This is a genomic window from Rubrivivax benzoatilyticus JA2 = ATCC BAA-35, from assembly GCF_000190375.1.
In the GTDB taxonomy this organism is placed as follows: Bacteria; Pseudomonadota; Gammaproteobacteria; order Burkholderiales; family Burkholderiaceae_C; genus Rubrivivax; species Rubrivivax benzoatilyticus.
Genome location: NZ_AEWG01000148.1, coordinates 1 through 12,943, shown reverse-complemented (window position 1 = coordinate 12,943; position 12,943 = coordinate 1). Strand labels below are relative to the sequence as shown.

Genomic DNA, 12,943 nt, shown 5'->3' with positions numbered 1-12,943 from the left:
GTTTAGGCCAGATCCAGCCAGTTCAAGAGCGCGAAGGGTTCTTCGAGCACCGCATCGGCGCCCCAGGCGTGAATCGGCTCGCCGCAACCCAGGTAGCCCCAGCCGGCGGCCAGCGTGTGCATGCCGGCGGCGCGGCCGGCGACGATGTCGCGGTGGTCGTCGCCGACGTAGACGCAACGCTCTGGCGCGACGCCCAGGCGGCGTGCCGCCTCCCACAGCGGCTCGGGGTGAGGCTTGGCGTGAGGCGTGGTGTCGCCGGCGATCAGCGCTGCAGCACGGGCCTGCAGCGCCAGCCCGCGCACGACGGGCTCGGCGTAGCGCATCGCCTTGTTCGTCACGATGCCCCAGCGCAGGCCGGCGCCGTCGAGCGCCGCGAGCACCGGCTCGACGTGCTCGAAGACGCAGGTGGCCTGCAGCAGACGCTCGGCGTAACGCGCGAGAAAGGCGTCGCGCAGGGGCTCGAAACCTTCGTCACCAGGCGCCAGGCCGAAGGCGGCGCCGACCATGCCACGCGCGCCGGTGCCGACCATCGGCCGCAGGCGCTCGTACGGCAGCGGGGCGAGCCCGCGAGCGATGCGCAGGTCGTTGGCCGCGCCGGCCAGATCGGGCGCGCTGTCGACCAGGGTGCCGTCGAGGTCGAACAGCACCACCTCGGCACGCGCCATCAGCCGGGCTTCCGCGTCGCGACGAGGTAGTTGACGCTGGTGTCGTCGGACAGCCAGTAGCGCTTGGTCAGCGGGTTGTATTGCAGGCCTCGGCTTCCGGCCGGCGTCAGGCCGGCGTCGCGGCACCAGCGCGCGAGTTCGCTCGGGCGGATGAAACGTTCGTACTCGTGCGTGCCGCGCGGCAGCATCTTCAGCACGTACTCGGCGCCGACGATCGCGAACAGGAAGGCCTTGGGGTTGCGGTTGAGCGTCGAGAAGAACACCCAGCCGCCGGGCTTGGCGAGCCTGGCGCAGGCCTCGATGACCGACGCCGGATCGGGCACGTGCTCGAGCATCTCCATGCAGGTGACGACGTCGAAGCTCCCCGGGCGCTCGGCAGCCAGCGCCTCGGTCGCGATCTCGCGGTACTCGAGGTTCATCACCTCGGACTCGAGCGCATGCAGGCGCGCGACACCGAGCGCCTTGGTCGACAGGTCGATGCCGGTCACGTGCGCGGCACGGCCGGCCATCGACTCCGACAGCACGCCGCCGCCGCAGCCGACGTCGAGCACGGTCTTGCCGCGCAGCCCGGCCAGGCTGTCGATCCAGTCCAGGCGCAGGGGGTTGATCTCGTGCAGCGGCCGGAATTCGCTCTCCGGGTCCCACCAGCGGTGGGCGAGATCGCTGAACTTGGCCAGTTCCTGGGCGTCGGCGTTGACGGTCATGCTCGAATCCTAAGCGCAACAAACGGAAAACCCCGCCGAGGCGGGGTTTCATGCGGGGAACCCGATGGGTTCCGGGCGATTACTTCTTGGTACGCGTACCGACCACTTCGATTTCCACGCGACGGTTCTTCGCGCGGCCTTCGCGGGTCTTGTTGTCGGCGACCGGCTGCTTCTCGCCCTTGCCTTCGGTGTAGACGCGGTTCTTCTCGATGCCTTGATCGACCAGATAGGCCTTCACGGCGTCGGCGCGCTTGACCGACAGCTTCTGGTTGTAGCCATCCGGACCCGTGGCGTCGGTGTGACCCACGGCGATGACGACTTCCAGGTTGACGGCCTTGGCCTTGGCGGCCAAGTCGTCGAGCTTCGCCTTCGCTTCGGGCTTCAGGATAGCCTTGTCGAAGTCGAAGAACGCGTCAGCGGCGAAGGTGACCTTCTCGCTGACCGGAGCCGGCGGCGGCGGGGGCGGCGGCGGGGGCGGCGGGGGCGCCACGACCTTGGGCGCCGGGGCCGGCGCCGGGGGCTTCAACGCACCATCGCACTCGGCCGCGGCAGTGGCCGGGGTCCAGTTGCTGTCACGCCAGCAGAGCTCGTTCGTCCCGTTCTTCCAGACGGTGCCGTCCGAGGCGCGCCAGTTGTCGATCGTCTTATCCTGGGCCAGGACCGCGATCGGGGCGGCGAGCGCAGCGGTTGCAAAAAGCACCGCCACCCTGTTCAGTTTCTTCATGTTTCTCCTCTCGAGGAAAGCCGCAGCAGAACTGCGATACGTCCAAACCGAAAGCCTGAACTCCGGGCAAATCCCGACACGCCGGGTACTTACCACCTGCGAACGATTGTGCCATAGGGCACGGACGCGCCTGCATTCTCACCCCTGTGCTTGGGCGTGCTCGACCCGCTGTTGCGCTGCCACGACAAGCGCCGCACCGTAGAATCTCCCGTCCCGTGCCAGGCCGCTCCGGCCCGGCCGCTCTTGCTCGCGCGCCGCGCGGTTACGCATGTCCCAGTTCGCCAAGGAAACCCTGCCGATCAGTCTCGAAGAGGAGATGCGGCGTTCGTACCTCGACTACGCGATGAGCGTGATCGTCGGACGCGCCCTCCCCGACGCCCGGGACGGCCTCAAGCCCGTGCACCGTCGTGTCCTGTACGCGATGCACGAGCTGTCCAACCACTGGAACCGGCCGTACAAGAAGAGCGCGCGCATCGTCGGCGACGTCATCGGTAAGTACCACCCGCACGGCGACACCGCGGTCTACGACACCATCGTGCGCATGGCGCAGGACTTCAGCCTGCGCCACATGCTCGTCGACGGCCAGGGCAACTTCGGCTCGGTCGACGGCGACAGCGCCGCGGCGATGCGCTACACCGAGATCCGCCTGGCGAAGATCGCCCACGAGATGCTCGAGGACATCGACAAGGAAACGGTCGATTTCGCCCCGAACTACGACGGCTCCGAAAAGGAGCCGACGGTGCTGCCGGCGCGGCTGCCGAACCTGCTCGTCAACGGCTCGGCCGGCATCGCGGTCGGCATGGCGACCAACATCCCGCCGCACAACCTCAACGAGATCGTCGACGCCTGCCTGCACCTGCTGAAGGTGCCCGAGGCGACGATCGAGGAGCTGATGGAGATCGTGCCGGCGCCGGACTTCCCGACCGCCGGCATCATCTACGGCCTCGAAGGCGTGCGCGAGGGCTACCGCACCGGGCGCGGGCGCGTCGTGATGCGCGCCAAGTGCCACTTCGAGGACATCGACCGCGGGCAGCGTCAGGCGATCATCGTCGACGAGATCCCGTACCAGGTGAACAAGAAGACGCTGCTCGAGCGCATCGCCGAGCTCGTCAACGAAAAGAAGATCGAAGGCATCAGCCACATCCAGGACGAGAGCGACAAGTCCGGGATGCGCGTGGTCATCGAGCTCAAGCGCGGCGAAGTGCCCGAGGTCGTCCTCAACAACCTCTACAAGCAGACCCAGCTGCAGGACAGCTTCGGCATCAACATGGTCGCGCTGGTCGACGGCCAGCCGCGCCTGTGCAACCTGAAGCAGCTGCTCGACATCTTCCTCGAGCACCGCCGCGAGGTCGTCACCCGCCGCACGGTCTACGAGCTGCGCAAGGCGCGCGAGCGCGGCCACGTGCTCGAAGGCCTGGCGGTGGCGCTGGCCAACATCGACGAGTTCATCGAGACCATCAAGACCAGCCCGACGCCGCCGGTGGCGAAGGCCGCGCTGATGTCCAAGGCCTGGGACAGCTCGATGGTGCGCGAGATGCTCGCGCGTGCCGAGGAGTCGACGGCCGGCGGCCGCGCCGCCTACCGCCCCGAGGGCCTGCCCGCGGGCTACGGCCTGCAGGCCGACGGCCTGTACCGGCTGTCCGAGGACCAGGCGCAGGAAATCCTGCAGATGCGGCTGCAGCGCCTCACCGGCCTGGAGCAGGACAAGATCATCGGCGAGTACCGCGAGGTCATGTCGCAGATCGCCGACTTGCTGGACATCCTCGCCCGTCCCGAGCGCGTGACCGCGATCCTCGTCGAGGAGCTGAACGCGCTGCGCCAGGAGTTCGGCCAGGCCAAGGTCGGCGCGCGCCGCAGCGTCATCGAGCGCAACGCCCTCGAGCTCGGCACCGAGGACCTGATCACGCCGACCGACATGGTCGTCACGCTCAGCCACACCGGTTACATCAAGAGCCAGCCGCTGACCGAGTACCGCGCCCAGCGCCGCGGCGGCCGCGGCAAGCAGGCGACGCAGACCAAGGACGACGACTGGATCGACCAGCTCTTCATCGCCAACACGCACGACTGGATCCTGTGCTTCTCGGATCGCGGCCGCGTCTACTGGCTCAAGGTCTGGGAAGTGCCGCAGGGCTCGCGCAACTCGCGCGGCAAGCCGATCGTCAACATGTTCCCGCTGCAGCCCGGCGAGAAGATCACCGTCGTGCTGCCGCTGACCGGCGAGTTCCGCAGCTTCCCGGCCGACCACTACGTCTTCATGTCGACCGCGCTGGGCACGGTGAAGAAGACGCCGCTGGACGAGTTCAGCAACCCGCGCAAGGCCGGCATCATCGCCGTCGGCCTGGACGAGGGCGACTACCTGATCGGCGCCGCGCTGACCGACGGCCGCCACGACGTGATGCTGTTCTCCGACGGCGGCAAGGCCGTGCGCTTCGACGAGGACGACGTGCGCCCGATGGGCCGCAACGCCCGCGGCGTGCGCGGCATGGCGCTCGAGCCCGGCCAGAACGTCATCGCGATGCTGGTGTCCGACCGCGGCGACGAGGCCCGCGACGTCGGCGAGGACAGCACGCGCGTCAGCGTGCTGACCGCCACCGAGAACGGTTTCGGCAAGCGCACGCCGATCGGCGAGTACACCCGCCACGGCCGCGGCACCAAGGGCATGATCGCGATCCAGCAGAGCGAGCGCAACGGCAAGGTCGTCGCCGCGACCCTGGTGCGCGAGACCGACGAGATCATGCTGATCACCGACCGCGGCGTGCTCGTGCGCACCCGGGTCGCCGAGATCCGCGAGATGGGCCGCGCCACGCAGGGTGTGACGCTGATCGCGCTGGACGACGGCGCCAAGCTATCCGGCCTCCAGCGCATCGTCGAGAACGACGCCCAGACCGACGTCGCGGCCGGCGACGACACTGCCAACGACAGCGCCGGCGACGCCGGCACGGAGAACGCGTGATGACCCAACGATTCGTGCTTGCCCTGGCGCTTGCCGCGGCCCTCCCGGCCATGGCGCAGAAGGCGCCAGCGCCCGCCTCCACCGCGCCCGCGGCATCGGCCACCGCCCCGTCGAGCCCGGCGAAGAAGGCCCTGGTCGCCAAGATCCTGCAGATCCAGCAGCCGGCGATCGAGAACATGGCGCGCCAGCTCGCCGAGCAGCCGGCGCTGGCGATGATGCAGCAGGCGGCGATGGCGCTGCAGCGGCTGCCCGCCGAACAGCGCACGGCGCTGGCCCAGGGCCTTCAGGCCGATGCCAAGAAGTACGCCGACGAGGCGGCGCCGATCGTGCGCGACCGCGCCGTCAAGCTCGCGCCGAGCACCGTCGGCGCCATCCTCGAGCAGCGCTTCAGCGAAGAAGAGCTCAAGCAGCTGGTCACCATCCTCGAATCGCCGGTGAACCGCAAGTTCCAGTCGATGAACGGCGACATGCAGCGCGCGCTGGGTGAGAAGCTGGTCGCCGAGACCAAGCCGCTGGTCGAACCCAAGGTGCGCGCGCTGGAGCAGGCCGTGCGCAAGCGCTTCGAGGCCATCACCCCCGCCGCGGCGGCCAGCGCACCGAAGTGAAGACGCCCAAGGTCGAGTCCTCCGACGAGCTCGTCGGCCTGCGCCAGCAGATCGACGCGGTCGACCGCGAACTGCTCGAGCTGCTCAACCGCCGCGCCGGCCTGGCGCTGGCGGTGGGCGAGCTGAAGAAACGCGAGGGCTCGGTCGTCTTCCGCCCCGAACGCGAGGCCCAGGTCATCGACGGCATGAAGGCCGTGAACCCGGGGCCGCTGCAGACCGCGAGCATCGCGCCGATCTGGCGCGAGATCATGTCGGCCTGCCGCGCGCTGGAGACACCGACCCGCGTGGCCTACCTGGGCCCGGCCGGCACCTTCAGCGAAGAGGCGGCGATCGGCTACTTCGGCAGCTCGCTGCTGCGCGTGCAGTGCGCGAGCATCGACGAAGTCTTCCACGCCGTCGCCTCGGGCGCGGCCGACTTCGGCGTCGTGCCGGTCGAGAACTCGACCGAAGGCGTCGTCGCGCGCTCGCTCGATCTCTTCCTGCACACGCCGCTGTTCATCATCGGCGAGACCAGCCTGTTCATCCGCCAGAACCTGCTGCGGCGCGAGAACTCGCTGGACGGCATCCGCGCCGTCTGCGCCCACCCGCAGGCGCTGGCGCAATGCCACGGCTGGCTCAGCCACCATCTGCCCGACGCCGAGCGCCGCCCGGCGTCAAGCAACGCCGAAGGCGCGCGCCTGGCCTCGCTGGACACCAGCGTCGCGGCCATCGCCAGCGTGCGCGCGGCCAGCGAGTTCGGCCTGCACGTGCTGGCCCCGGCGATCCAGGACGATGCCCACAACCGCACACGCTTCGCGATCGTCACCCACCCCGACCGCCACCCGGTGCCCAAGCCTTCGGGCCACGACTGCACGAGCCTCGTGCTGTCGGTGAAGAACCGGCCGGGCGCGGTGCACGACATGCTGGTGCCGCTCAAGCGCCACGACGTCTCGATGTCGCGCTTCGAGTCGCGCCCGGCGCGTTCGGGCCAGTGGGAGTACTACTTCTACATCGACGTGCAGGGCCACCCCGACGAGCCCAAGGTCGGCGCCGCGCTGCGCGAACTGCACGACGCCTGCGCCTTCTTCAAGATCCTCGGGGCCTACCCGGTGGACGTGCACTGATGTTCCAGCAACTCGGCGTCATCGGCTGCGGCCTGATGGGCGGCTCCTTCGCGCTGGCGCTCAAGCGCGCCGGTCTGGTCAAGCGTGTCATCGGCTACAGCAAGAGCCCGTCGACTACCGAACGCGCGAAGAAGCTCGGCGTCATCGACGTCGTCGCCGAATCGGCGCTGCTGGCCGTCGCCGGCTCGGACATCGTGCTGCTGTCAGTGCCGGTGGCCGCCACCGAGGCGACCTTCAAGGCCATCCGCCACCTCGTCGAGCCGGGCGTGCTGTTCATGGACGTCGGCAGCACCAAACGCGATGTCGTCGACGCCGCGCGCCGCGTGCTGCGCGAGCGCCTGCCGTCCTTCGTGCCGGCGCACCCGATCGCCGGCAAGGAACTGGCCGGCATCGGCCACGCCGACGCGGCGCTGTACGCCGGCCGCCAGGTCATCCTGACGCCGCTGCCGCAGACCGCGCCCGACCTGGTGCAGAAGGCCACCGACGTCTGGTCGGCGATCGGCGCGCAGGTGCTGAAGATGACGCCGGAGAACCACGACGCCGCCTTCGCCGCCGTGAGCCACCTGCCGCATTTGCTGGCCTTCGCCTATTTCTCGGCGGTGGTCGGCCAGCCCGCCGGGCGCGACTTCCTGTCGCTCGCCGGCCCCGGCTTCCGCGACTTCACGCGCATCGCCGCCAGCAACCCCGAGATGTGGCGCGACGTGCTGACCGCCAACCGCGAAGAGATCCTCAAGCAGTCGCAGCGCTTTCGACAGTCGCTCGACGCCTTCGAGCAGCTGATGCTGAACGGCAACACCGACGCGCTGGAGGCGATGATCCGCGCCGCCGCCGAAGGCCGTGCCGGCTGGCAGATGGGCGCGCCGCGATCGGCCCAGCGCTGACGTTTTCCGACCCGATGTTCCGCACCCCCTTCCTCGACCTGCCGCCGATGGCAGGCGCGGCCGGCACCGTCCGGCTGCCCGGCTCCAAGAGCATCTCCAACCGCGTGCTGCTGCTCGCCGGCCTGGCCGACGGCACGACACGCGTGCACGACCTGCTGGCCAGCGACGACACGCGCGTCATGCTCGACGCGCTGCGTGCGCTGGGCTGCGGCATCGCCCACGACGCCGACGGCACGCTGGCCGTCACCGGCCTGGGCGGCCGGCTGTCGGTGCACGAGGCCAGGCTGTTCCTCGGCAACGCCGGCACCGCGATGCGGCCGCTGGCCGCGGCGCTGGCCGTGCTGGCGACGCTGCAGGGAGGCGACTTCGAGCTCTCCGGCGTGGCGCGCATGCACGAGCGCCCGATCGGCGACCTGGTCGACGCGCTGCGCCCGCTGGGCTGCACGATCGAGGACCTGGGCACGCCGGGCTACCCGCCGCTGCGCCTGCGCGGCAGCGCCGGCGGCCGGCTGGCGCTGGAGCGGCCGATCCGCGTGCGCGGCGACGTCTCCAGCCAGTTCCTGACCGCGCTGCTGCTGGCCCTGCCGCTGGCCGCCGGCGAACGCGATCTCGTCGTCGAGGTCGACGGCGAACTCATCTCCAAGCCCTACGTCGAGATCACCGTCAACCTGCTGGCGCGCTTCGGCATCGCCGTGCGGCGCGAAGGCTGGCAGCGTTTCACGATCCCGCAGGGCAGCCGCTACCGCTCGCCGGGCGACATCCACGTCGAGGGCGACGCCTCGTCGGCCTCGTACTTCGTCGCGCTGGGCGCGATCGCCGCCACCGGTGGCGACGCGGTGCGCATCGAAGGTGTCGGCAGCGACTCGATCCAGGGCGACATCCGCTTCGTCGAGGCCGCCCAGGCGATGGGCGCCGACGTGCGCACCGGCCCCGGCTGGCTGGAGGTGCGCCGCGGGCGCTGGCCGCTGGCCGGCATCACGCTGGACGCCAACCACATCCCCGACGCCGCGATGACGCTGGCGGCGATGGCGCTGTACGCCGAAGGCCCGACCCGCATCGAGGGCATCGCCAGCTGGCGCGTCAAGGAGACCGACCGCATCGCCGCGATGGCCGCCGAGCTGCGCCGCGTCGGCGCGACGGTCGTCGAAGGCGCCGACTTCATCGAGGTCCGCGCGCCGCAGGCCTGGCAGCCGGCCGAGATCCGCACCTACGACGACCACCGCATGGCGATGTGCCTGTCGCTGGCGGCGTTCAACCCGACCGTCGGCGCGCGCGTGCCTGTGCGCATCCTCGAGCCGCACTGCGTCGCCAAGACCTTCCCCGACTACTTCGAGGCCTTGTTCGGCCTGGCGCGCGCCGAGCCGGCCGAGGTGCCGGTGATCACGATCGACGGCCCGACGGCCTCGGGCAAGGGCACGCTGGCCGCCGAGGTCGCCGCGGCGCTGGGCTACGCGCTGCTGGACTCGGGCGCGCTGTACCGCGCCACCGGCATCGCCGCGCTGTGGGACGGCGTCTCGCCCGAGGACGAGCCGGCGCTGGCGGCGCTGGCCGCCGGTCTGGACCTGCGTTTCGGCGACGGCGCCGACGCCGGCCGCACCTGGCTGCGCGGGCGCGACATCACCGACGAGCTGCGCCTGGAGACCAGCGGCCTGATGGCCTCGCGCGTGTCGGTCTGGCCGGCGGTGCGCGCGGCGCTGCACGAGCTGCAGCTGTCGTTCCGCCGCGCGCCGGGCCTGGTGGCCGACGGCCGCGACATGGGCACCGTGATCTTCCCCGACGCGCCGCTGAAGGTCTTCCTCACGGCCAGCGCCGCCCAGCGCGCCGAGCGGCGCTATAAGCAACTGATTTCCAAGGGAATTTCTGCTAATATCGACGACCTTCGCGCGGACCTCGAGGCGCGGGACTTGCGTGACCGATCGCGCAGCGTCTCGCCGTTGAAGCCGGCCGAAGACGCGCTGGAACTCGACAACTCGGCACTGTCCATCGAAGCCTCGGTGGCCCAGGTGCTGGCTTGGTGGCAACAGCGCCGCCCGTTCGGCCGCACGGCCTGACGCGCGTTCTCCCCAGGTTCCGCTGCGCTCCCCTTCCGGCCGTCAGGCCACCGGGCGCGGCGGGTGTGTCCAACGAACCCCGCAGCCCCCGCTGCAAGCACCGCCCGGCTCTGCCTTCAACTCCTCCGGGCACAGGAACCACATGTCCGTATCCACTACCGTCATCGCCAAGAGCGGCGCTGATGCCTTCGCCGCCCTGTTCGAGGAATCGCTGAAGAGCTCCGACATGCGTGTCGGCGAGGTGATCTCCGCCGAAGTCGTGCGCATCGAGTTCAACCACGTCGTCGTCAACGCCGGGCTCAAGAGCGAGTCCTACGTGCCCATCGACGAGTTCAAGAACGACCAGGGCGAGCTCGAGGTCCAGGTCGGCGACTTCGTCGCGGTGGCGATCGACGCCGTCGAGAACGGCTACGGCGACACCATCCTCAGCCGCGACAAGGCCAAGCGCCTGGCGTCGTGGATGGCGCTGGAGAACGCGCTGGAGTCGGGCGACTTCGTCACCGGCACGGTCAGCGGCAAGGTCAAGGGCGGCCTGACGGTGCTGGTCAACGGCATCCGCGCCTTCCTGCCGGGTTCGCTGCTCGACACGCGTCCGGTCAAGGACATGAGCCCGTTCGAGGGCAAGACCATGGAGTTCAAGGTCATCAAGCTCGACCGCAAGCGCAACAACGTCGTGTTGTCGCGCCGCGCCGTCGTCGAGGCTTCGATGGGCGAAGAACGCGCCAAGCTGCTCGAGACGCTGACCGAAGGCGCCATCGTGCACGGCGTGGTCAAGAACATCACCGAATACGGTGCGTTCGTCGACCTCGGCGGCATCGACGGCCTGCTGCACATCACCGACATGGCGTGGCGCCGCGTGCGTCACCCGAGCGAGGTGGTGCAGGTCGGTCAGGAACTGTCGGCCAAGGTCCTCAAGTTCGACGCCGAGAAGAACCGCGTCAGCCTGGGCATCAAGCAGCTGGGCGACGACCCGTGGCTGGGCGTCTCGCGCCGCTACCCGAACGGCACGCGCCTGTTCGGCAAGATCACCAACATCGCCGACTACGGCGCGTTCGTCGAGATCGAGCCGGGCATCGAAGGCCTGGTGCACGTCTCCGAAATGGACTGGACGAACAAGAACGTCGCCCCGTCCAAGGTGGTCTCGCTGGGCGAGGAAGTCGAAGTCATGGTCCTCGAGATCGACGAAGACAAGCGTCGCATCTCGCTGGGCATGAAGCAGTGCAAGCCGAACCCGTGGGAAGAGTTCGCTTCCAACGTCAAGCGCGGCGACAAGGTCAAGGGCCCGGTCAAGTCGATCACCGACTTCGGCGTCTTCGTCGGCCTGTCCGCGGGCATCGACGGCCTGGTGCACCTGTCCGACCTGTCGTGGCACGAGCCGGGTGAAGCCGCCGTGCGCAACTACAAGAAGGGCCAGGAAGTCGAGGCCATCGTGCTGGCCGTCGACGTCGAGCGCGAGCGCATCAGCCTGGGCATCAAGCAGCTGGACGTCGATCCGTTCACCAGCTTCACGACGCTCAACGACCGCGGCGCCATCGTCACCGGCAAGGTGAAGACGGTCGACCCGCGCGGCGCCGAGATCCAGCTCAACGACGACGTCACCGGCTACCTGCGTGCGTCCGAGATCAGCCGCGACCGCGTCGAAGACGCGCGCAACGTGCTGAAGGAAGGCGACGAAGTCTCGGTCATGATCATCAACGTCGACCGCAAGCTGCGTTCGATCCAGCTGTCGATCAAGGCCAAGGACAACGCCGACGAGCAGCAGTCGATGCAGGCCCTGCGCCAGACCAACGAGCGCGAGAACGCCGGCACGACCAGCCTGGGCGCCCTGCTGCGCGCCAAGCTCGACAACCGCGAGTAATTCGCCGTTGCACGGCCCGCGCGCCCCTTCCAGGCGCGCGGGCCTTTTCGCGTTTCCAGCCGCTTGCGATCCGTCCCTGCCATGACCCGATCCGACCTCGTCGCCCGTCTTGCCGAGCGCTTCTCGCAGCTGACGCAGCGCGACACCGAGTTCGCCGTCAAGACCATCCTCGACGCGATGACCGACGCGCTGGCCCGCGGCCACCGCATCGAGATCCGCGGGTTCGGCAGCTTCTCGATCAACCGCCGTCCGCCGCGCATGGGCCGCAACCCGCGCAGTGGCGAACAGGTCGTGATCCCGGAGAAGCTGGTCCCGCACTTCAAGCCCGGCAAGGCGCTGCGCGAAGCCGTCGACGCGCGCCAACCGGCCGACCGGGATACCGACGCCGCCTGACCGGGCGGCTCCTAGAATCGGCGCCGTGCGCCTTCTCCTCTGGCTCTTCCGGGCCTTCGTCTTCTTCACGCTGTTCGCGTTCGCGCTGAACAACCAGCAGAACGCGACCGTGCGCTGGTTCTTCGGCGCCGAGTGGCAGGCCCCGATGGTCATCGTCGTGCTCGCGGCCTTTGCCGCAGGCGCGGCCGTCGGCGTGCTGGCGATGCTGCCGAGCTGGTGGCGCGAACGCCGCAAGGCGCGGCTGCAGGCCCCCGCCCCGGTGGCGCCGGCCCCCGCCCCGGCGCCGGCCTCCGAGCTGCCGCTGGAACACCCGCCGCGCGAGGGGCTGTGAGCGCCCGGCGCACCGTTGCGGCCTGATCGGGCCGCCCGATTTCCCGTCCGAGAACCCCGACGCCCGATGGACTTCGACTTCCAGTGGCTGCTGATCGGCCTGCCGGTGGCCTTCGCGCTGGGCTGGCTCGCGTCGCGCTTCGACCTGCGCCAGGTGCGCCGCGACAACCGCGACGCGCCGCGCGCCTACTTCAAGGGCCTGAACCTGCTGCTCAACGAACAGCAGGACAAGGCCATCGACGCCTTCATCGAGGCCGTGCAGCACGACCCCGACACGACCGAGCTGCACTTCGCGCTGGGCAACCTGTTCCGCCGCCGCGGCGAGTTCGAGCGCGCGGTGCGCGTGCACGAACACCTGCTGTCGCGCGCCGACCTGAAGACCGGCGAACGCGACCGCGCCCAGCACGAGCTGGCCCAGGACTACATGCGCGCCGGTCTCTTCGACCGCGCCGAGCAGGCCTACCGTGCGCTCGAGGGCACGGCCTTCGAGACCGAGGCCTGGCTGGCGCTGCTGGCGCTGCAGGAACGTTCGCGCAGCTGGCGCGCCGCGATCGACATCGCCACCCGCCTGGACAAGGGCGGCACCGGCTCGTACGCGCCGCGCATCGCCCACTACTGGTGCGAGCTGGCCGAGGAAGCCGACGCCGCCGGCAACACCGCCGACGCCGACACGGCC

The 12,943-nt window shown here is 69.8% G+C and carries 11 protein-coding genes and 1 pseudogene; 9 read left to right on the top strand and 3 right to left on the bottom strand.

Annotated elements, in window-relative coordinates; translation table 11 throughout:
* Positions 1-2: 2 nt before the first annotated feature.
* From gph to ompA, 3 genes are all read right to left on the bottom strand, one after another.
* On the bottom strand, positions 3-665 hold the full coding sequence (gene gph, locus RBXJA2T_RS16280) for a phosphoglycolate phosphatase (protein ID WP_009858514.1): 663 nt from the start codon (positions 663-665) through the stop codon (positions 3-5).
* A complete protein-coding gene (ubiG, locus tag RBXJA2T_RS16275) occupies positions 665-1,369 on the bottom strand; it encodes a bifunctional 2-polyprenyl-6-hydroxyphenol methylase/3-demethylubiquinol 3-O-methyltransferase UbiG (protein ID WP_009858513.1) in 705 nt (234 codons plus the stop codon). The genes gph and ubiG overlap by 1 nt, the downstream gene beginning before the upstream one ends.
* A gap of 79 nt (positions 1,370-1,448) precedes the next feature.
* On the bottom strand, positions 1,449-2,093 hold the full coding sequence (gene ompA / locus RBXJA2T_RS16270; protein ID WP_009858512.1) for an outer membrane protein OmpA: 645 nt from the start codon (positions 2,091-2,093) through the stop codon (positions 1,449-1,451).
* Between the two features lie 268 nt (positions 2,094-2,361).
* Here ompA and gyrA point away from each other — a divergent pair, with 268 nt between their 5' ends.
* The 9 genes and pseudogenes from gyrA to RBXJA2T_RS16225 form a co-directional block, all read left to right on the top strand.
* Complete coding sequence (gyrA, locus tag RBXJA2T_RS16265) at positions 2,362-5,046, top strand: DNA gyrase subunit A (protein WP_009858511.1); 2,685 nt, start codon at positions 2,362-2,364, stop codon at positions 5,044-5,046.
* Entirely contained in the window at positions 5,046-5,651 is a 606-nt protein-coding gene (locus RBXJA2T_RS16260) for a hypothetical protein (protein WP_009858510.1), read from the top strand. The genes gyrA and RBXJA2T_RS16260 overlap by 1 nt, the downstream gene beginning before the upstream one ends.
* Positions 5,648-6,754, top strand: a complete 1,107-nt coding sequence (pheA, locus tag RBXJA2T_RS16255; protein ID WP_009858509.1) for a prephenate dehydratase — start codon at positions 5,648-5,650, stop codon at positions 6,752-6,754. Before RBXJA2T_RS16260 ends, pheA begins: the two co-directional genes overlap by 4 nt.
* On the top strand, positions 6,754-7,635 hold the full coding sequence (locus tag RBXJA2T_RS16250) for a prephenate dehydrogenase (RefSeq protein WP_009858508.1): 882 nt from the start codon (positions 6,754-6,756) through the stop codon (positions 7,633-7,635). The genes pheA and RBXJA2T_RS16250 overlap by 1 nt, the downstream gene beginning before the upstream one ends.
* Before the next feature lie 14 nt (positions 7,636-7,649).
* Positions 7,650-9,686: a bifunctional 3-phosphoshikimate 1-carboxyvinyltransferase/cytidylate kinase gene (locus tag RBXJA2T_RS16245; protein WP_009858507.1), complete on the top strand. Its 2,037-nt coding sequence runs from the start codon at positions 7,650-7,652 to the stop codon at positions 9,684-9,686.
* Between the two features lie 142 nt (positions 9,687-9,828).
* Positions 9,829-11,544, top strand: coding sequence for a 30S ribosomal protein S1 (gene rpsA / locus RBXJA2T_RS16240; RefSeq protein ID WP_009858506.1), 1,716 nt, complete (start codon positions 9,829-9,831; stop codon positions 11,542-11,544).
* A 63-nt stretch (positions 11,545-11,607) separates the two neighbouring features.
* Positions 11,608-11,937, top strand: a complete 330-nt coding sequence (locus RBXJA2T_RS16235) for an integration host factor subunit beta (protein ID WP_476748679.1) — start codon at positions 11,608-11,610, stop codon at positions 11,935-11,937.
* 25 nt (positions 11,938-11,962) lie between these two features.
* Entirely contained in the window at positions 11,963-12,268 is a 306-nt protein-coding gene (locus tag RBXJA2T_RS16230) for a lipopolysaccharide assembly protein LapA domain-containing protein (protein ID WP_009858504.1), read from the top strand.
* Between the two features lie 66 nt (positions 12,269-12,334).
* Positions 12,335-12,943: pseudogene (locus RBXJA2T_RS16225) on the top strand (lipopolysaccharide assembly protein LapB); the annotation flags it as partial.